Below are 20,428 nucleotides of genomic sequence, written 5' to 3' on the forward strand. Positions count from 1 at the left end.
TTAAGCCAATAAGTCCAGTTCCGCTTCTCCTTCTCCATCCGGAGTGGTATAAAACGGACGTTTTTCAATTTCGTAATTCGTTTCGGGATGGATTCCCAGCGCATGATAGATGGTTTGATGAAGAGCCGCAATCTTGATGGGCTTTTCGATGCTCTTGCAGGGACGCTCATCAGCGGTTTTGCCATAGACATGGCCTCTTTTGGTCCCTCCCCCAAACATCAATATTGAACATCCGTCCGTAAAATGCCGGTGCATGCCGTAATTCTTCATGTCATCAATAATATCGGGTACCTCCACCTGGTCCTTCACTTTGGCTCCGGGCCTTCCTTCAGTAAGCATGTCCCGGCTAAATTCGCTGGCAACGATAATCATGGTCCGGTCCAGTCTGCCACTTTCATCCAGGTCTTTTACGAGCTGGGCTATGGGGGCATCGATCAGCTTTTTCATATCCACCAATCGGGTATGTCCGTTTTCGTGGGTATCCCAACCTACAAAGGGTTCGTATTCCGAAGTCACGCTGATAAAGCGGGCTCCTTGCTCGGTTAGCCTTTTAGCCATCAGGCATCCCAGTCCAAATTTTCCCGTATTGTACACATCGTATTTTTCTTTGGGCTCCTGGCTCAAGTCAAAGGCTTTGGCTTCAGGAGAATTTAACAAGCGGTAGGCCTGTTCCATGGACCGTTTTAGCGACTCTTTCTGATAATCGCTGCCAAACTCTCCCATGGCACTTTCCTGGACCAGGCGTTCATATAGCTGATTTCTGGCTTCAAATCGTTTGGAGGACATGCCTACCGGAGGCCTTACACTGTCCAAGCCGGAGGTAGGATCAGGGATCAGAAAAGGCCCGTACTCACTACCCAGAAATCCGGCACTGTGAAACGCCTTTAGCTCTTCCCCTTCTCCAACCGTAAAGCGCTGCCCAATATTAATAAAGGGGGGAATCACCGGGTTGACTGGCCCTAGTTCTTTGGCCATCCAGGACCCCATATGAGGTACCGCCACCGATTGGGGAGGTTCGTAACAGGTATGCCAATGGTATTGATGGCGGGTATGCAGGATGTGACCCAGGTCTGCGGCCACATAGGAGCGAATCAGCGTACCCCGATCCATTACCTGCCCGATGTTTTCAAGGCCTTCTGAAAATTGAATACCATCCAATGCCGTCGGAACGGATGGGAAGGTGCTTAATACCTCTTTGGATTCCATTCCCTTACGGAAAGGGGTGTATTTCTTTGGATCAAACGTTTCGGTATGCGCCATTCCGCCGGCCATGTACAAAAGAATCACCGTATCGGCACTACTTTTGATCTTGTCCTTTGACGAACAGGATCCCAGAAATCCGGACATAGGTGCTCCCGCAGCCATGGCTGCCAGGGTAGCGGCACTGGTTTTTTTTAGAAAATCCCTTCTTCTCCAATTATAATTCATTGCAAATGCTTTTGATCAGTAAATTAATTGAAATTCAGGAAGTAACAAAACTGCCCAAAACAAATCTTGAATGGCATCGGGCGAAGGATCTTCACCCAATACCTCCATCGCTACGTTGAATTCGCTTTGATGAGGATCTCGTCCCAAAAGCTTTCGGTACGTTTCATGGATGATGATATCGCCATCTTCATATTTCTCCTTCCACTTCTGCGCGCCGTCTTGTAGTGCTTCGTTCAGGGTCTTGCCATTTGTCAATTCCAGGGCCTGCAATAGGCTGGCCTGACTATCTCTATTCGTGGAGACCACTTCCCGGTTAGGTCTGCCCAACGCTTTTAAAAAATCATTATTGGCTACCAGGGATGCCCTGGCAAAAGGCATGGAGGCCTCTTCGGAAACAGCCAGCTCATTGGGATCGTATTTTAGCGCCTCTTTTTCAAAGATCGGATGGATATATTTACTGACCCCATCCGAAAACTGCTCGGCCGTAAGCCTCCTTCGAACCACCCCTTTGAAGACAAAATCATCATCTGTCAAAAGCAATGGATCATCGATACCTACTGAAGGTTGTTGGTAAGCGTTGGAAGTGGCGATTTTATAGATTAGTTGCTTCAAATCATAACCGGAGTCTTCAAAATCCGTCGCCAACCAATCCAGTAAATCCTGACTCCAGGGAATGTTGTCCATCTCATCCGCCGGTTCTACCAGCCCTCTACCCATCAACTGTTTCCAAATACGGTTAACTATAGTTCGGTACATTCTTCCATTTGCGGGCTGAACCAGATTGTCGGCGAGTTGTTTCAGCTTTTCCTTGCGGTTGGCGGTACTATCGATTTCTCCCAACTCTTCCCAAAGTATTTTGGTACTTGCCTTTTTCCCTATGGGCTTTTCACATCGGCTGACTTCCAGCGTGGTATCAGCGAAAATATTGGCAAAAGCATACGCCTCTTCCAGCTTCCAATCGCTGACAAAGCTATCGTGGCAGGAGGCACATTTCAGATTCAAACCCAAAATAACCTGCCCCACGTTTTGTGCGGCCTGCATTTCGGTAACCTGACTGGCATTCACATCCCCTCTCCAACGTATCCCCTCGATGAAGCCTTTTGACTCTTCGGTGGGGTTAAGTAATTGTTTAACAAATTGATCATAGGGCTTATTATCCCGGATAGAAGTGTATAACCAGTCCGTAATAGCAAACCTACCCTTGGTGATATAGCCGGTTCCGGTATAATCGTTTCTCAAGGCATCATTCCAAAACGTCATCCAATGAGTGGCGTAATCATCATTTCGGTTCAATAATGTTTCCACCCAAGCAGCCCGCTTGTTGGGACGGGTGTCTTTTTGAAAGGCAGCATACTCCTCCGGACTGGGTAGCAAGCCAATAATGTCCAGGTATATTCGGCGCAAGTACGTCTTATCGTCTACGGGCTCCTTCCAGGCAATGGAATTTTCCTGAAAATATTCATCCACCCAAATGTCAATGGGTTGCGCCAGCCCTTCCCGGGGTGCCGGCACATTTGGGCGTCTTGGAGCCAGTTCGGCAACTCTGTATTCACTGACTTCACTAGCTGCATCCGGCCAGGGTGCTCCTCTATCTACCCATAAGGAGATCAAGGCAATTTCGTCTGAGGAGAGTACCTTGCCTTTGGACGGCATGGACTCCTTGTGATCCTTGGGTAATTTTATTCTTCTTACCAACTCGCTTCTATCAGACTCCCCGGGCACAATCACCGGACCGGACTCCCCTCCGGTAAAAACATAGTCCTTTTCATCCAGTCGCAGTTCGCCCTTGATTTTAGCATCGCTGTGGCACTTGTAGCAATTATGCGCAAAAACAGCTCTAACTTTGCCAACCAATTCGATTTGCTTTTGTTCGCTGAGATCTCCTTCACCTTCAAACGCCACCAAATCCACCTTTAGGTCTTCCGGCGCGTATTCTTCTTCGGTCCAGGGAAAGGTACTGGTTAGGTAATCTTCCCCATGGGTAAGCGAGGCTCCAAAATGACCAGCCACCGAGACTCCTATGGCGGACACAAATAGTACCGATCGAAAAGCTTTTACTGCCGGTAGGTTTCGACCTTCATCTGTCTTCCTAAGAAAATAAATTAGCAGCAGGCCAATGATTGCGGTAGCTATACCTGTCCATTGGTGCACGTCCAGGATGCTGCCGCCATAGTCTTCCACGGTGGCCAGTATCCAACCGAGACTTGCAGACAGAACCGCCCCGGCTACTCCAGCCCATACCAGCAGGTCAATGCCCGGTCGTAGCTTATGGTTAAAATTTTTTAAGGTAAATAATTCCAACAGGGCCGCAAACAGCAATAAACTCACTGGAAAGTGAACAGCCAGGGGATGCAATCGTCCCATAAACTTCCAAAGCCAGAAGGGTTCATTACCCTCCGCTGCTTCCTGAAGTCCTGCAGCCAGCAATCCATCTCCCAAACCGACACACAGCAATACAACTGCTGTCAGCCAAAAGATGTCCGTTCTTCTAAATTTCATTTTATTCATATCTTTATACCTATACCGAGTATTTTTCATCCGCCTTCCGGCAGCATCCCGAATCAAGGGGAACGGAAAAGGCATTTCACCACTTCCGAAATCGGGATCAAGGCATCACAATAATAATTAAATTCATTAGAATTACTAGCCTGTACTATCCTGTCTATAACTCAAAATATAAATAAAGCAACATAGAATAGCAAACTGTTTTACACCTGTACTACAGTACAGTACAGGATTGGGCTTTGACAATGATGGTATAAATTGCTACTTTTAAAAAAAATGCAGACGCAAATTAAATGAAGAGTCCTAATCGCCTACTTGTATTGCCCTTTCTGGCACTTGCTGTTTATTGGTCATGGCCCAAGGATGACCCGATAAGTTACAATCGTGACATACGGCCTATCATCAACCAGAAATGCATTTCCTGTCATGGAGGGGTAAAGCAATCCGGCGGATTTTCCCTGCTATTTGAATCAGATGCCAAAATGCCCACTGAATCCGGAAAACCGGCCATCATTCCCGGTGATGCCGATGCCTCCGAGATGCTCACGCGCCTTCAGCACCCGGACCCGGAAATGCGCATGCCCCTGGGCAAAAATCCCCTTTCGGAGACAGAGATTGAACTGATAAAAAAATGGATCAATCAGGGTGCCAAATGGGAAAAACACTGGGCCTATATTCCTCCGGAAACGGACATTCCCCTGCCCTCCATTCCCGGAGAACCAGAGGCTAGAAACGAAATAGACCACTTCGTATTCAGCAAGCTTTCAGAAATGGAACTGGCTCCCAATCCGCCGGCACCCAGGGAGATACTTCTCCGTCGGCTGGCACTGGACATTACCGGCATTCCTCCTACATTAAAAGAATACGAGGCCTTTCTGAAGGACACTTCTCCGGAAGCCTATGAAAAGACCGTCGACCGCTTGCTGGATTCCCCACATTTTGGGGAAAAGTGGGCATCCTTTTGGCTGGACCTGGCACGATATGCCGATTCGAAAGGATACGAAAAGGATCTGCACCGTGAAATCTGGAAATATCGGGACTGGCTTATTGAAGCCTTCAACCAGGACATGCCCTTTGACGAATTTACCGTCAAGCAGCTTGCTGGCGATTTACTTCCAGAACCCACTGAAAACGACTTGCTGGCCACGGCCTTTCACCGAAACACCATGGCCAATGATGAGGGCGGTACCAATGACGAAGAATTTCGGGTCGCAGCAGTCATGGAGCGGGTAGGCACCACTTTTGAAGTTTGGCAAGGCACGACCATGGCCTGCGTACAGTGTCACAGCCACCCCTACGACCCCATCCGACACGAAGACTTTTACAAGTCCATGGCCTTCTTCAACAATACCCGGGACAAGGATCTGTACAACGAGCAACCAAAAGTCTTTACCTACGAACCGACCGAAAAAGCAACGGTCCAGCAACTGCTGAGCTGGATAAATGACCAGCTGGAACCTGAAGATCAATTGCCCGAAGTATCGGAAGCCTTTTTACACAGGCAAAAAGAAACCCTGCTTTACAACCTCGGTCATCGGAGGGTGGAAGCCGAAGAGTTTCAGGATAAAAGCCGCTTTATAGAACTGGTGGGCCATGATCAGGCTTCCATATGGCAAGTCCAGGACAGTTCCTGGGTCATGTATGAGCAGGTAGACCTAACCGAAGTAGAAGCGATTTCCCTGGGCTATGCTTCGCTCACCGGAGCAAAGGTAGAAATCCGGCTAGACTCCATGCTAGGCACCAAAATCGGTGAAGGAACGTTCGGTGTCACGGCGAACGGTTTTCCCGGAAACCGGCCAGAACAATGGCAAACCCTAACCGTTCCCATTCAGCCAACGGAGGGAAAGCGGGATGTATATTACTATTTTAAAAAGGACGGGATTTTTGCGCAGGACCTGGTGCGGGTAGACTGGCTCTATTACCAGGAAAAGTCACCAGAGATAGATCGCTATTCAGCAGAAATCCGGGCAAAAATAGATTCCCTTCAAGAAATAGATCCCGTGCAAACGCCCATATTGGGCGAATTGCCGGACGGCCAGAAAAGAACAACTACGGTTTTCGAACGGGGAGACTGGCGTAGCAGGGGAAAAAAAGTGCCAGCCGGTATTCCGGAAATCATGGGGACCATCGACGAAACAAACCCCAATCGGTTGGATTTTGCACAATGGCTGGTCAGTAAAGAAAACCCACTGACTGCCCGGGTAATGGTGAATCGCATTTGGGAACAGCTTTTTGGATTTGGACTGGTGGAGAGCATGGAGGACTTTGGAAGTCAGGGCATCCCTCCCACGCATCCCGAATTGCTGGACTGGATGGCCGTAACGTTTCGAGAGGACCTGAATTGGTCGGTCAAATCTCTGATCAAAAAAATCGTTATGTCCTCCACCTACCGTCAACACTCCGCGGTAAGCGACGAAAAGCAAAATAAAGACCCCTACAACAAGTACTTGTCTCGGGGATCCCGAACCCGGCTTCCGGCAGAAACCATCCGGGACCAGGCACTGGCGATCAGTGGCTTATTAAATCCCGAAACCCATGGACCCAGTGTCATGCCTTACCAGCCGGAACACATTATCAGTTTTGGTGGGAAATTCTGGAATGAAAGCGAAGGAGAAGATGCCTACCGACGAGCTGTCTATACCTATTGGAAACGGACACATCCCTATCCTTCTATGGTCACCTTTGATAATCCCAGCCGGGAAGTATGCACCTCCCGAAGAATCCGCACCAACACCCCTTTGCAATCCCTCGTGCTGCTCAATGATCCGGTTTATCTGGAAGCGGCTACGGCCTGGGCACAAAAAATATTGGATGAGCACGAAAAAGATATTAAAACCGGCATTGAAAAAAACCTGCAGCTAATAACGGCTAAAGCCCCGGAAAAAGAAAAGGTTAGGGTATTACACCAATTATACCAGGAGTCCTTAGCCTACTATCAGCAAGAGGGGGCTGATTTGGATGAAGATCCGGAACTTGCAGCCATGCGCCTGGTAAGCAATGCCATGCTGAATTTAGACGAATTTGTAACCAGAAGATAAGATGAGTATTTGGGAAGAAGCATATCTCCGGAAAGCACAGTACAACAGCCGTAGGCATTTTTTAAAAAAATGTACCTCCGGCCTTGGTGCCCTGGCATTGGGCTCATTGATAGGCTGCGGGAGAGAATCCAAGATGGCTGGGGAAAGTGCTTTCATGGCTGGTCAGGGGCCCCATTTTGCGCCAAAGGCCAAAAGCGTCATTTTCCTTCACATGGCAGGAGGTCCCTCGCACCTGGAGCTCTTTGATTACAAGCCCACCCTTCAGGAGCTCAACGGACAAGACACCCCGGAGTCCCTGATGGAGGGAAAAGAATTTGCCTTTCTTAAAGGAACACCCAAACTACTGGGACCACAGGCCAAATTTGCACAGCATGGCGAATCCAGGGCTTTTGTCTCCGATTACCTCCCCGAATTCGCCAAAATGGTGGACGAGGTCAGCTTTTTGAAAGCCATGCATACCAACGAATTCAACCATGCGCCAGCCCAATTATTCATGCATACCGGAAGTCCGAGACTGGGAAAACCCAGCATAGGTGCCTGGTCCATGTACGGATTGGGATCGGAAAACAAAGACTTACCGGGATATGTGGTGCTCACTTCGGGAGGTGGAGCCATCAGTGCGGGAAAAAGTGCCTGGGGCAGCGGCTTCCTGCCCACTGTCTATCAGGGAGTGCAGTGTCGTTCCCAGGGAGATCCGGTATTGTTTCTATCTAATCCCAGTTCCATCGATGAGCATCTCCGAAAAAAATCCATCGATGCCATCAACCAAATCAATCAGATGGAATACGAACAGGCAAGTGATCCGGAAATTCTAACCCGGATAGCGCAATACGAACTGGCCTTTCGCATGCAAACCTCTGTGCCGGAAACGATGAACATCAATGATGAGCCTGCGCACATTCATCAAATGTATGGTACGGAACCCGGCAAAGCTAGCTTCGCTAATAATTGCCTGCTGGCCCGAAGGCTGGTGGAAAAAGGTGTTCGTTTTGTCCAGCTATTTGACAATCGCTGGGATACCCATGGTGTCGGGGCTGGAAATGGAGTAGGAGCAGGAATGCGCCGCTCCTGCAAGGCCATTGACCAACCGATCGCAGCCTTACTGAAAGACCTGAAACAACGTGGGTTATTGGAACAAACCCTGGTGGTATGGGGAGGAGAGTTTGGCCGTACTCCTATGATGGAATCACGTACCGGAGAAGGATTTGACGGTAGGGACCATCACCTGGCGGCCTTTACCATGTGGATGGCCGGTGCCGGGGTCAAAAAAGGAAAAGTTCACGGTGTCACCGACGAAATCGGCTACTACGGCATTGAAGGGCAAACCCATGTGCACGACCTGCAAGCCACGATTCTGGAAAGGCTAGGTTTTGACCATGAAAAATTAACCTATGAATTTCAGGGAAGAAACTTCCGGTTAACCGACGTGCATGGAAAGGTTATCAATGAAATCCTAACCTGATTTTCTACAGGATTATTCGAAAACACCTTCGCTGAGATCTATTCTATCTAGAAAGCCAAAACGGGTTTGATGCCAACTTCCTGCTGCTTGTTTTCACTTCGGGAGCTGACCGTTGCGGTCGTTCTAAAAATCCCTTCATCAGCAACTTCGGGGTACGGATGGAAGGGCATAACTTGAGTTAGTTCGGTACCCTGCCCGGTTAGCATCATCCCATTTTTTCCCATAGCCATCAACTCCCCTTTCTGATCCAGGACAAACTGAAAATCATTTCCGCCTACTCGGATGCTATACTTAACTTTCCTGGAATCGGCAGCAAATTCGAGGGCAGAACGCTTGTGTACGGGTGAGTACCTCCGGTGAAAATCACTTTCCGTGAGAATTCTTCCGTCAGCCACATGAGTGGTTTCCCAAAGCTTTTGCCCGGTTGAATCAAATTTGCTGACATAAAAGCCATTGTATTTTTGGGCTTTAAAACGGAAAGGGTTCTTCCCAAAGGACTTTTCTCCGGACAAACCACTGATATAGAACGCCCCACTGCGCTTATCAAGGTTAAACCCAAAAAAGGCTCCAATCCGATACGCCATTCGGGACGGGCCAGGCCCAAAGGAGGAATAGTTAAAATAATTATAGTCCTTTGCCAGTACATAAAGGCGGTCATTTTCTTCCAGATGGAAGGACGGGCGGATCGCCTGATCTTCGGGACTATAATCCAGTGCAAAATTTTTGATCAATTGTCCATTGGAATCAAAACTCACCACCTGACAATGGAGGGTGTTAGACTCCAAGTCTGCATCCTTTAGCACCATGTATTTTTCATTCCCTACCTGCCCAGCAAAGGTCCACTGCGGATTCCATTTGCTTTCAGGGATTTTGGGCAAGCTAACCGCCACCTGATCAAAGTGAAAATCGGAAGTCCGGAACCGATTAAGCAAGAAGTTCAGATCAGGGGCTTTGCCTAACCTGAATTTATCCGGATCCTGATCTGCTGTCAGAAAATACAGATAGGCCTCATCCGCAAATACTGCATGCAGGGATTCCCCCATCAGCTTTTGCTGGTCTTCAAAAGAAATGCTGCGAAGCAACTTTCCTTCTTGAATATGATGAATTAAGGCTGTACCTGGCCCTTTGAGGGACGGTGTTATTTCCACCACAAAAACCTGCTCTCCCCTTGCAGAGGCCAGCAATTCTATTTGCGCGTTTGCGGAAGTCAATGGTAGAAAAATCTCCCAACCTTTCTGTCCGGAAGTATCGTAATGTAGGATGGAAAATTGCCTTTTTTGAGTTCTAAATCCTTCTAACCTACCCCCTTCTCCCAGATCCAAACCCTGTCGTTCCGGTGTTGCCTTAGTAACCAGGCAGGCATTCTGTCGCGCAAGCAGGCCGATGCTGCTAATCAAAAGAAAAATTAACGTAAAAATCACCACTCCCCTCATAATTCACTAGTTTAAAAGTTGCTGTTTGCTTTTTATAACACAAATTACATAATTATTAATTTGAATTACAAATATTTGGGTTTAAAAAAATTATTACCCGCAAAAAAATTCATCTTGAAGGGTTTGTCGGTTAAACTTATAAGGATAAAAAATGAAAACATTTCCGGTCAATTCTAAGTTTTTTACCAGAAATGAAATTCCTATATTACTTTTTTTAGTTATTTTTATCCGAAACCCTTATTTAGCTAGTAATTAATCAGTCAACCGTCTAATGCGCAAAAGCACAAAATGTCCGGAAAACGATTAAAAAAAACGTTACGTCTGTTCGATGTATATGCCATCAGTACAGGAGCCATGTTCAGCTCGGGGTTCTTCTTATTACCCGGGCTTGCTGCCGCGATGACAGGGCCGTCGGTGGTGTTGGCCTATCTGGTAGCGGGTGCCATGATGTATCCCACCATGCTTAGCGTAGCCGAATTAGCCACTGCCATGCCCCGGGCTGGCGGTGCTTACTATTTTATTGACCGAAGTTTGGGACCCTTGTTTGGAACCATTGGCGGAATCGGCTCCTGGTTTGCCCTGATATTTAAAAGTGCTTTCGCACTAATAGGAATGGGAGCGTATGTGTCCATTTTTATTGATGTGCCCATTACGCCGGTGGCCATCGGATTGACCCTTACCTTCGGGTTTACCAATATTATTGGCTCGAAAGAGGCTGGCTGGTTACAAAAGGTGTTGGTCGCTACGCTGGTGGTAATCCTGACTTTTTACACGGTCCAAGGCTTGGCAAGGGTCTTTCAATTTGATTTTTTCAACCACCTCAGGAATGAATACGATGTGTTCTTTCTTGATGGAACCCGGGGCTTCTTTGGTTCCATAGGGCTGGTTTTTGTCTCTTATGCAGGCCTGACCAAAGTGGCCAGCGTGGCGGAGGAAGTTCACAATCCAGACAAAAACATCCCCTTGGCCATGTTTTTGTCTCTGGCTACGGCAACAACCATCTACGTGGTGGGCGTTTTTATCATGGTTTCTCTGCTGGACAAGGAGGTGCTTTTCGCTGATTTGACCCCGGTCGCTACTGCCGGAGAAGTATTCATGACCTGGCTGCCGGGAAAAACCGGATTGATTTTAGTGGTTATTGCAGCCATTGCGGCTTTTGCTTCTACTGCCAATGCAGGAATTATGTCAGCGGCCCGGTATCCATTGGGCATGGCCCGAGACCATCTAATTCCCGCCTATTTTGGAAAATTAGGCAAATTCCAAACGCCACTTTATGCCACCCTGGCCACAACCGGACTAATGGTTTTCCTCTTATTGATCTTTAATGTGGAGACCGTCGCCAAAATTGCAAGTACCTTCCAGCTCATGCTATTTGGCTTGCTGAATATCTGTGTCATCGTCATGCGCGAAAGCGAACTAAAAGGTTATGACCCAGGATTCAGGTCACCCTATTATCCCTGGATGCAACTTACCGGTTTGCTTTTTTCGGTGTTTCTGATCATTGAAATGGGCTTTCTATCGCTGATTTTTACGTTTTTGATTATCGGGGCCAGTATTTTCTGGTATTTCAGCTATGCGAAGGATAAGGTCAAACGAGAAGGGGCCATGTTTCATGTGTACAGCAAACTAGGGCAACGGCGCTATGATGGACTGGAAATGGAGCTTTGGTCCATGATGAAAGAAAAAGGATTGCGAGCAGAAGACCCCTATGAAAAAGTGATCAGCCGGGCCTTGATTTTGGATACCAAAGCGGCTGAGTTCAGCTATGAACAATTATTGGAAGAAGTGTCGGTTCATTTTGCCAGAAAGACTGGTTTACGAAAGCGGCAGTTGCTAAAAGCCTTTAGAGATGAAAATGAGGAGGGATTAATTGCCATCGGTAAAACCACTGCCTTGAAGCACATCCGCTTTGAGGAAGAACTGGAATCGGAGGTAGCCATCGCCCGCTTTAAGGAGGGCTTACCGGTAAAATTTGAATTTTTTGAATTGTTTAAAGCGAAGAAACGCAACTGGAGCAAAAAATTACATGCCGTGCTGTTTCTTATCAGCTCTAAAAAACATTCCGGCCAACACCTGCGGATGCTGGCCCATCTCGCAGAAATCCTGGATAATGAAAATTTCCCTAGCCGTTGGTTGCAAGCTGCCGATGAAAGCGAGTTGCGGCAGATCCTGCTTAGAGACGAACGGTTTATCAACCTACTTCTGGAAACCGGAAAACCGTCCGGGGTACTAATCGGAAAGATGATCCAGGAGTTAAAACTTCCCGAAAAATCGCTAATCACGGTGATCAAAAGGGAGGGAAAGGTCATTTTCCCTCATGGAAATTCCGTACTTAAAGAAAGAGATGAACTGTCAATCATAGGAGAAAAGCAGGAAATTGATGAAATTCGCAGCTTGTACGAAGCCGCTAACCGGAAAACCAACGAAAAGTGGGCTGATTAGCGGACCTTTCTTTCTAACTGCAGGTAATTTTTATGAATCTATTGAAGGACAAATCCAGTGATAGCTGGCTTATTTTGGGCATTTTGCTGGTGTCTTTTAACCTTCGCCCCTCTATTACGGCAGTGGGTCCCCTCATTCCCTTTATTCGGGAGGACATGAACCTATCCAATGGCCTGGCGGGTTTTCTGACCACATTGCCCCTGCTGACTTTTGCTACCTTTTCCTTGTTTTCGGCGGCCATCGGCAACCGCCTTGGCAAAGCAAAGGCGATATTTATGGGCTTGCTAGTCCTGGGCACGGGATCGGTACTTCGGGTATCGGCAGGCCCTTTTGCCCTATATCTCGGCACGGCGCTGACCGGAATTGGCATCGTCATTTGCAACGTCCTGTTAATTCCGCTGGTAAAATCCCGCATGCCTTCCAAAACCGGAAAGGTAATGGGCCTATTCAGCACGGGCATGTCCTTATTTGCTGCGATTGCCACCGCAGTAAGTGTTCCCCTGGCCCAGGGTTTGGGTTGGGGCTGGAGAGGGTCCTTATTATTCTGGACATCCTTTCTCTTTTTAGCTTTGCTGGTTTGGTGGCCGCAATTGGCCTTTTCCCCGAGACCGCAAAAGCAAATCGAGAAAACAGGTATATCCGTATGGCGCTCCCGTTTGGCATGGCAGGTCACCTTGTTTATGGGGGTGCAATCCCTGTTGTTTTTTACCCTGATTACCTGGTTACCCGATATGATGATTGACAAAGGGCTAAGTGCCACCCATGCCGGTTTGATGGCTTCTATGATGCAGGTGGTAGGGTTGCTGGGTACGTTATTTGCCCCGGTAGTTGCTAGCCGTTTCCGGCAGCAATCCGGCATTGCCGTTTCCATTGGGGGGATCTACCTGCTGGGGTTCAGCACCTTATTTTCGCCAACCATCTGGCTAAACGTACTGGGAATCGCTGTAGTAGGACTGGGAATGGGCGCGAGCATCAGCCTGGCCTACCTACTGATCGCCCTGCGGACAAAAAATGACCGCTACACGGCAGGACTATCCGGTATGGCACAATCCGCCGGCTACTTTTTAGCAGCTTTTGGGCCGATGCTGTTCGGCATGGCATTTGACCAATGGCAGGATTGGGACATGCTGGTTTACCTGATGCTGGTTTCCTCCGTCTTTTTTACCGGTTTCGGGTATTTAGCAGGAAGAAACCGAACGGTGTAGTACGCAAAGACCCCGGCAGAAAGCTTACCAATTATCCCCAAATTTTCCGTACGTTTGTATTCTCGAACCTTACCTTTGTTTCATGCAGGAATTACTGGAAAACCTGGGCATTTCCCAATCGCTTTTTGACTACCTCGTGATGCCCTTGTTTATCTTTTTGGCCCGGGTAGTAGATGTTTCGATCAATACCCTACGGATCATGTTTGTCTTGAACGGAAAAAAAATCGTGGCTCCGGTTCTGGGTTTCTTTGAAGCACTCATATGGCTAATTGCAATTGGACAGATTTTTCAAAACATCAACAATCCGCTTTCTTACATTGCTTATGCAGGAGGGTATGCCATGGGGACTTATATTGGCATGGTCATCGAAGAACGTCTTGCCCTGGGCCGGGTATTGGTACGAATCATTACTCCCGAAGCCCTTCCCGAACTCGTAGAGTTCATGAAAGAAAAAGAATACCGCTTTACCTCAGTGGGAGCAGAAGGACGATTTGGCAAAGTCATACTCATGTTTACCGTCATCAAAAGGGAACGGCTGAAGGAATTTATCGGCAAACTCAGAGAGAGTAATGAGAAAGCTTTTTACACCATCGAGAGCGTTAAAAGGGTTTCAGAAGATGACCTTAACGTCATGGAAGACCGGCCCCGATTCACTACCCGTCTCCGAAATCTTATCCGAAAATAAACTTTCCTATTTTTCCGTTTTGTTCTCGATAAAAAAACGTCTAACTACAATCCCAAATCATTTGGAAGACCTTTCTCATTAAAGCGTTAGACTTATTCCAGCGGAAGCGCTCCTAAATTCCGCATGTTTCGTAGAATCCAAGCTTGTCGTTGTCGGAGGTAGGAGGTAGGCTGATCGGGCCTCCAGCGCAAAGGGTTAGGCAACACCGCCGCTATTAATGCTGCTTCCTGCCTGTTAAGGTCTGCTGCGGTCTTGCCAAAATAGAACCGTGAGGCTGCTTCCGCGCCATAGATTCCATCTCCCATTTCAATGACATTCAGGTACACTTCCATGATCCTTTCCTTAGACCAAAAAAACTCCATCAGAAACGTAAAATAGGCCTCCATCCCTTTTCGAAGCAGGTTTCTTCCAGGCCATAGAAAAACGTTTTTTGCGGTTTGATTACTAATGGTACTTCCGCCCCTAATCCTTTTCCCTTCCTTGTTCTCCTCCAGGGCACGTTCGATTGCATCCCAGTCAAAACCACCATGATCCAGAAATTTCTGGTCTTCGGCAGCGATAACAGCACGGTACAAATGGGGGGAAATGGCTTCTATGCGTACCCAATCCTTTTGGAAGCGGAAGTCCCTATCTTCATCCAGAACCTGCTCCACGGCTCGAATCCCCATCAAAGGAGTAAAAACGACCGGCAATATGCCCAGCACTATTACAGCCAGGATGGACAATAAAAACAACCCAAGGAAAATCCTGGCCGCCCAAACAAAGGTTTTTCTCACAAATAAATAATTTCGATGAATAAACCCACCACCCTATCCGCTTTGGTTAGGGGGTGGGCGTTGGTTAACTACAGGGGTTTGAGTATCATTTTACTAAAGATGCTGGAAAAATAATCAAATAGCCATTGTCTGAAAGAATAGCGATTATGAATGAATTCATCAATCTCCCACATCGTATTGGGACAGGTCCAACACTTCGTCCTCCAGGTAATGGGGGTATATTTTTTGATGAATTTTTTTTACTTCCGCCGTCACCACTTTTCGAAATCCTTCTATGTTAGTGCCATTTCCGGCTGCCATAAAGACGGGCCTGATCGAAGATTTCTTCGCATAGCTCTCCTCTAGCTTCTCAAAGTCAATGAAATTAGCTTCTTCTACTTCGTGTGCGGACATCAGCATCAGTTCTTCCTCGGAAGGCATCTTGGGAGCCACATCGATTTTATTAAACACCATGATTACGGGCTTGTCACCTGCACCCATTTCGTTTAACGTCTGATTCACCACGGTGATCTGATCTTCAAAATTAGGATGCGAAAGATCCACTACGTGTATAAGTAAATCAGCCTCTTCAATCTCCGCCAGTGTGGATTTAAAGGACTCGATCAGGTGGGTTGGCAGCTTACGGATAAATCCCACGGTGTCGGAAATCAGAAAAGGGATGTTTTCAAGAACCACCTTCCTCACGGTAGAATCCACTGTAGCGAAAAGCTTATTCTCGGCCAGTATATTTGCTTTGGTGAGCAGGTTCATTAGCGTACTTTTCCCCACATTGGTATACCCGACCAGCGCAGCCCTCACAATTCCCTTTCGGCCTTTGCGCTGGGTATGCCCTTGTTTCTCAATTTTCTTTAGCTTTTCTTTTAATAAATCTATTTTTTGCCGGATGTCTCGCTTATCTGTTTCGATTTCCTTTTCTCCGGCACCACCCCGTGTAGCCGTTCCTCCACGCTGTCTTTCCAGGTGAGTCCACATTCGGGTCAACCTGGGCAATAGGTACTGGTAACGTGCCAGTTCCACCTGCGTTTTTGCCTGCGCTGTCTGCGCCCTGCTTAGAAAAATATCAAGAATCAACATGGAGCGGTCATATACCTTAATCTTGAGTTCGTTCTCCAATATTTTTACTTGTGAAGGACTGAGGTCCTCATCAAAAATAGCCATATCCACGGAAAAGTACTCGATATAGGTTTTAATCTCCTCCAATTTGCCGGATCCCACAAAGGTTCTTGCATCCGGTTTATCCATTCGCTGGGTAAACCGATGTACGGATTTTGCTCCCAGCGTCTCTGTCAGGAAGGACAACTCGTCCAGGTGCTCCTGCACCACTTGCTCTGTCTCCTGCTGATGGATTAGCGCAATTAAAACTGCCGTTTCCTCTTTTGGGGCAGTGTCTACCAATTTGGCAATTTTTCTGCTGTATTTACTCATGCAAAGGTTTGTTCAAACTTCCACTCGACGATTCGAAAAGGTTTAACGTAGTTTCGCAGCAATAGATTCATGATCGAAGGTATTTGTGCACAGCGGGCCGCTCTTCTAATTCATTTTCGGTCCTAATCCGGAAACCGCGGCAAAATTCATCCACAAGTACTGCATTTTCAATACATATTTACCAAATTGCACCGTTTTAGTCAATAACCAATAATAAAGGCATGGAAATCAAAAAGACAGCAATCCAGGATGTTTTTGAAATCTACCCAAAAATTTTCGAAGATGCAAGGGGCTATTTCTTAGAAAGTTACCGGGAAGACTTGTTTAAAAAGCACGGCATGAACACCCGCTGGATCCAAGACAATCAGTCCTACTCACAGGCTGGAATCGTGCGGGGACTGCACTTTCAGACCGGAAAGCATGCTCAGGCAAAATTAGTCCGGGTCATCAGCGGAAAAGTCCTGGATGTGTGCGTAGATCTTCGCAAAGGATCAGCCACTTTTGGTGAATACCATTCAGTGATTCTGGATGAAGCACTTCAGAACATGCTCTATGTCCCTACCGGATTTGCCCATGGTTTTGCCGTATTAGAAGATGCAATTTTTACCTATAAGTGCTCCGACGTTTATCACAAAGAAAGTGAGGGGGGAATTATTTGGAATGATAAGCAGTTAAGCATTGATTGGGGAGTGGATAATCCGCTCCTATCCGAAAAGGACCAATCCTGGCCTGATCTGAAAAAATTCGAAGAATTAAGCAGAGGAGGACTTTAATGTCTATATTCGATTTATTCACCAAACAAAGAGCATCATCCGAAAATCAGGCGCTGGATCTTAGTTGGCTACAGGCCGATATGCACAGTCACTTGATTCCAGGCATTGACGATGGCTCCCAATCAATGGAGGAGTCCGTCCTACTGGTAGAGCGGCTGGCTTCCTATGGATTAAAAAAACTCATCATTACCCCGCATATCATGAGTGAGTTTTTTAGAAACACACCTGAGACCATTGAAAGCGGACTAAGGAAATTGAAGAGAGCTGTCAGCGAAGCCGGTATTCCCGTTGAGTTGGAAGCGGCAGCGGAATATTACCTGGACGAGATATTTTTTGAAAAAGTAGAAAAGAACGAACCGCTGCTCAGTTTTGGTGAAAACAAGATGGTACTCGTGGAGACCGGGTTTATGAGTAAGCCCCACATTCTCCTCGAAACCTTTTTTCAGATGGAACTGTCTGGTTACCAACCGGTATTTGCACATCCTGAGCGGTACATTTACCTGCACCAGGAAAGCAGTACGCTGGAAGGTTTGGCAGACCGGAACATCCCTTTTCAATTAAACCTGCTGTCCCTTACCGGGTATTATTCGAAGCCCGTTAAAAAATTTGCCGAGAAGTTAATTGACCGGGAGCTGGTAAAACTTGCCGGAACAGATTGCCACAACGAAAAATACCTGGATGCGTTGGAAAGGTTGCCCCAGGAAAAGTATTTTAACAAATTGAGAGATTTGGACCTTTGGAATAAGAATTTGTAAGCACCGCTCATGATGCTAAAGTTGTGAAAAAGATACTCATCACCGGCATTACCGGACTATTGGGAAGCTACCTCGCTAAAAGTCTTTCCGGCAAAGCGCTGATTTCCGGGACTAAAAGAGCTGGAAGCAATACAAGTCTGCTGGGCAGTATGGCAGACAATATTCAGTGGTATGAGGGAGAAATCACCGATGTAGAAATGCTTACCGAAGCTTGTCGGGATCAGGATCTGGTCATCCATTCCGCAGGACTGGTTTCATTCGATGATTCTAAAAAAGAAGCCTTACTGAAAACCAATGCCCAGGGTACAGCTTGTCTGGTGAATGCCATGCTTTCCCTAAACACTGGCAAATTGGTTTTTATCAGCTCGGTTGCGGCATTGGGTAGACAGGAGAATCAGCTATTCATTACCGAAGAGCAAAAATGGATCAATTCCGAATTGAATACCCCCTATGGCATCTCCAAGCACCTGGCAGAACTGGAGGTCTGGCGCGGGGCGCAGGAAGGTTTACAGGTGATGGTTTTCAATCCTTCCGTCTTGCTCGCAAAAATAACGGACGAACGCAGCAGCAGCCAGATCTATCGGTATGTGTTGGATGGCAACCGCTATTACCCTCAGGGGAATATCAACTATATTGACATACGGGATGCGGTTGCGATCATGGTTCAATTGATAGACAAGGGAGAATGGAACCAACGGTATATCATTAGCAATGAAAGCCTTCCTTACAAGGATTTTTTCAACGAAATGGCCATGGTCTTCGGGAAAAAACCCCCAAGCATTGCCCTTAGCAATTGGATGGCAGGCTGGGTGATCCGCTGGTCCCGGTTACACAACTGGTTCTCAAAAAACAAGCTACCCATCAGCCGACAAACCGTTCGGGCTGCACAGACCAGAGTAGGATATGACAGCAGCAAAATGAAAGAAGCAACCGGAACCTCCTTTACGCCATTGACGGACACATTTGAGTGGGCGATGGCAAATGAAAAGGAAAAAGGATCTGGTAAAAGAACCTAAAATGAAAATATTTGGTATCTTAAACGTAAAATTCATATCAAACCTATGACAGGAGATTTTGACAATCACTCGGATCAGGAGAAAGAATTGGTACAGCGATTTGAAAATTCTCTCAAATCCAATAGAGGCCTATTTTTTGGTGAAGAAGAATTGGAAGATATCATCAGGTATTACCATGATCATTTCAAATACAAAAAGGCTTATAAAACCAGTGAATGGGCGTTGCAGAAATTCCCTTTTTCGGTGGAAATAAAACTTTTGATGGCTCAATCCCTGCTTTTCATGGATGAGTTGGAGGAAAGCCTGGAACTGCTGGAAAACCTAAACAACCTCTCCCCAAACAATGAGGAAGTCATATTGACCATGGCCAATGCCTTGTCCTTATTGGATCAATACGAGGACGCTATCCAGCTGCTGAAAGGATTTTTGCCTTTAGCCGAAGACAAGGCTGAGGTATATTACCTGCTCGGAAATTTCTACCGTAGCGACAAAAAAATGGAGGAGGCCATCAACTGTTTTAAAGAGGTGGTGAAATTAAAGATCAATCATGAAGATGCGCTCTTTCAACTGGCCATGATGACCGAAGAAGAGGGCTCCTTCGATGAAATCCTCAATTTCTACCAGGAATTTATCGATCAAGATCCTTACAATGCCAACGCCTGGTACAATCTGGGGGTGGTCTACAATCGCCTGGGCAAATTCACAGAAGCCATCGATGCCTATGATTACGCCTTGCTCATTGACGATTCCTTTGCTTCGGCTTATTTTAACCTGGGAAATGCGCTGATGAACACCCTTCAGTACGACAAAGCCCTGGAAGCCTATCAAAACACCATCAACTGCGAAGGCAGCAATGCCGAAAACTGTTGTTACCTGGCCGCTTCCTATGAAAAGCTGGACCAGATCGATATGGCCTTCAAGTATTTCAAAAAATCTGCCAAATTGGATCCGGAATACGACGATGCCTGGTTTGGTCTCGGGATGTGCATGATGAAAAAGAAGAAATTCTTTGAAGCGATTCATTATTTTAAAAAAGCGTTGAATTTAACGTCAGAAAATGCCAATTACTGGGTAGGCCTTGCCGGTGCTGAATACGAATTGGGCAACCTTCAGGCCAGTTCAGAGGCCTATGAAGAAGCCATTAACCTGGAACCGGGTATTATTGAGACGTATATAAACCTTTCTCTCATCTATTTCGACCAAAACCGCTTTGAGGAAGCAGAGGACGTCATCAAAGAAGGAATGGAGGAGTTACCGGAGGAAGCCGAACTCTATTACAGACTGGTGGTCTACCTTATTAAAACAGGTAAATACAAAGAAGCCTTTTCAATTTTGGAAAATGCATTAACTTTGGACTTCGAAAAACACGAATTGCTTTACGAACTGATGCCCGAGTTGGAAAAACAGAAAGCAATATTTAAAATTATCAACCAGTACAGAGAGAATTTTAAAAGATAAAATTCCTTTTGTCTCAATTTATCAAAA

14 protein-coding genes are annotated in these 20,428 nt (G+C 46.8%); 9 read left to right on the top strand and 5 right to left on the bottom strand.

The genetic code is table 11. The annotated features are described in order from the left end of the window. Together GJS45_RS13200 and GJS45_RS13205 are read right to left on the bottom strand one after the other, a co-directional pair. Positions 1 to 1,428, bottom strand: coding sequence for a DUF1501 domain-containing protein (locus GJS45_RS13200; RefSeq protein WP_162342332.1), 1,428 nt, complete (start codon positions 1,426 to 1,428; stop codon positions 1 to 3). Positions 1,429 to 1,443: 15 nt separating this feature from the next. Then, positions 1,444 to 3,927, bottom strand: coding sequence for a DUF1549 domain-containing protein (locus GJS45_RS13205; RefSeq protein ID WP_202928082.1), 2,484 nt, complete (start codon positions 3,925 to 3,927; stop codon positions 1,444 to 1,446). Between the two features lie 299 nt (positions 3,928 to 4,226). On the opposite strand from GJS45_RS13205, the gene GJS45_RS13210 reads away from it, so the two are divergent. Beyond that, entirely contained in the window at positions 4,227 to 6,971 is a 2,745-nt protein-coding gene (locus GJS45_RS13210; RefSeq protein WP_162342334.1) for a DUF1553 domain-containing protein, read from the top strand. 1 nt (position 6,972) lies between these two features. Beyond that, complete coding sequence (locus GJS45_RS13215; RefSeq protein ID WP_162342335.1) at positions 6,973 to 8,433, top strand: DUF1501 domain-containing protein; 1,461 nt, start codon at positions 6,973 to 6,975, stop codon at positions 8,431 to 8,433. Between the two features lie 47 nt (positions 8,434 to 8,480). Here GJS45_RS13215 and GJS45_RS13220 read toward each other — a convergent pair whose 3' ends face one another. Continuing rightward, positions 8,481 to 9,866 carry a hypothetical protein gene (locus tag GJS45_RS13220; RefSeq protein WP_162342336.1) on the bottom strand — a complete coding sequence of 462 codons (1,386 nt, stop codon included), beginning with the start codon at positions 9,864 to 9,866 and terminating at the stop codon, positions 8,481 to 8,483. A 288-nt stretch (positions 9,867 to 10,154) separates the two neighbouring features. On the opposite strand from GJS45_RS13220, the gene GJS45_RS13225 reads away from it, so the two are divergent. The 3 genes from GJS45_RS13225 (at position 10,155) to GJS45_RS13235 (ending at position 14,198) form a co-directional block, all read left to right on the top strand. Then, positions 10,155 to 12,308, top strand: a complete 2,154-nt coding sequence (locus GJS45_RS13225; RefSeq protein WP_162342337.1) for an amino acid permease — start codon at positions 10,155 to 10,157, stop codon at positions 12,306 to 12,308. 32 nt (positions 12,309 to 12,340) lie between these two features. Then, positions 12,341 to 13,513 (top strand): CynX/NimT family MFS transporter, encoded by a 1,173-nt coding sequence (locus GJS45_RS13230; RefSeq protein WP_162342338.1) that lies wholly within the window; start codon positions 12,341 to 12,343, stop codon positions 13,511 to 13,513. A gap of 82 nt (positions 13,514 to 13,595) precedes the next feature. Then, positions 13,596 to 14,198: a DUF2179 domain-containing protein gene (locus GJS45_RS13235; RefSeq protein ID WP_162342339.1), complete on the top strand. Its 603-nt coding sequence runs from the start codon at positions 13,596 to 13,598 to the stop codon at positions 14,196 to 14,198. A 92-nt stretch (positions 14,199 to 14,290) separates the two neighbouring features. On the opposite strand, the gene mtgA is transcribed toward GJS45_RS13235, so the two are convergent. After that, a complete protein-coding gene (mtgA, locus tag GJS45_RS13240; RefSeq protein ID WP_162342340.1) occupies positions 14,291 to 14,974 on the bottom strand; it encodes a monofunctional biosynthetic peptidoglycan transglycosylase in 684 nt (227 codons plus the stop codon). A 159-nt stretch (positions 14,975 to 15,133) separates the two neighbouring features. Next, entirely contained in the window at positions 15,134 to 16,399 is a 1,266-nt protein-coding gene (hflX, locus tag GJS45_RS13245; protein WP_162342341.1) for a GTPase HflX, read from the bottom strand. Positions 16,400 to 16,620: 221 nt separating this feature from the next. On the opposite strand from hflX, the gene rfbC reads away from it, so the two are divergent. The 4 genes from rfbC to GJS45_RS13265 are packed head-to-tail and all read left to right on the top strand — an operon-like array spanning position 16,621 to position 20,401. After that, on the top strand, positions 16,621 to 17,172 hold the full coding sequence (gene rfbC, locus GJS45_RS13250; protein ID WP_162342342.1) for a dTDP-4-dehydrorhamnose 3,5-epimerase: 552 nt from the start codon (positions 16,621 to 16,623) through the stop codon (positions 17,170 to 17,172). After that, positions 17,172 to 17,927 (top strand): tyrosine-protein phosphatase, encoded by a 756-nt coding sequence (locus GJS45_RS13255; protein WP_162342343.1) that lies wholly within the window; start codon positions 17,172 to 17,174, stop codon positions 17,925 to 17,927. Before rfbC ends, GJS45_RS13255 begins: the two co-directional genes overlap by 1 nt. A 23-nt stretch (positions 17,928 to 17,950) precedes the next feature. After that, positions 17,951 to 18,943: an NAD-dependent epimerase/dehydratase family protein gene (locus GJS45_RS13260; protein ID WP_162342344.1), complete on the top strand. Its 993-nt coding sequence runs from the start codon at positions 17,951 to 17,953 to the stop codon at positions 18,941 to 18,943. Between the two features lie 45 nt (positions 18,944 to 18,988). Beyond that, complete coding sequence (locus GJS45_RS13265; RefSeq protein WP_162342345.1) at positions 18,989 to 20,401, top strand: tetratricopeptide repeat protein; 1,413 nt, start codon at positions 18,989 to 18,991, stop codon at positions 20,399 to 20,401. The last annotated feature ends 27 nt before the right edge of the window (positions 20,402 to 20,428 follow it).

It is taken from the genome of Cyclobacterium salsum (assembly GCF_010119245.1).
Taxonomy (GTDB): Bacteria; Bacteroidota; Bacteroidia; order Cytophagales; family Cyclobacteriaceae; genus Cyclobacterium; species Cyclobacterium salsum.

Bases quoted from the DNA above. Each gene is read 5' to 3' on its own strand.
- GJS45_RS13200 (WP_162342332.1), bottom strand. From the start codon at position 1,428: ATGAATTATAATTGGAGAAGAAGGGATTTTCTAAAAAAAACCAGTGCC.
- GJS45_RS13205 (WP_202928082.1), bottom strand. From the start codon at position 3,927: ATGAAATTTAGAAGAACGGACATCTTTTGGCTGACAGCAGTTGTATTG.
- GJS45_RS13210 (WP_162342334.1), top strand. From the start codon at position 4,227: ATGAAGAGTCCTAATCGCCTACTTGTATTGCCCTTTCTGGCACTTGCT.
- GJS45_RS13215 (WP_162342335.1), top strand. From the start codon at position 6,973: ATGAGTATTTGGGAAGAAGCATATCTCCGGAAAGCACAGTACAACAGC.
- GJS45_RS13220 (WP_162342336.1), bottom strand. From the start codon at position 9,866: ATGAGGGGAGTGGTGATTTTTACGTTAATTTTTCTTTTGATTAGCAGC.
- GJS45_RS13225 (WP_162342337.1), top strand. From the start codon at position 10,155: ATGTCCGGAAAACGATTAAAAAAAACGTTACGTCTGTTCGATGTATAT.
- GJS45_RS13230 (WP_162342338.1), top strand. From the start codon at position 12,341: ATGAATCTATTGAAGGACAAATCCAGTGATAGCTGGCTTATTTTGGGC.
- GJS45_RS13235 (WP_162342339.1), top strand. From the start codon at position 13,596: ATGCAGGAATTACTGGAAAACCTGGGCATTTCCCAATCGCTTTTTGAC.
- hflX (WP_162342341.1), bottom strand. From the start codon at position 16,399: ATGAGTAAATACAGCAGAAAAATTGCCAAATTGGTAGACACTGCCCCA.
- rfbC (WP_162342342.1), top strand. From the start codon at position 16,621: ATGGAAATCAAAAAGACAGCAATCCAGGATGTTTTTGAAATCTACCCA.
- GJS45_RS13255 (WP_162342343.1), top strand. From the start codon at position 17,172: ATGTCTATATTCGATTTATTCACCAAACAAAGAGCATCATCCGAAAAT.
- GJS45_RS13265 (WP_162342345.1), top strand. From the start codon at position 18,989: ATGACAGGAGATTTTGACAATCACTCGGATCAGGAGAAAGAATTGGTA.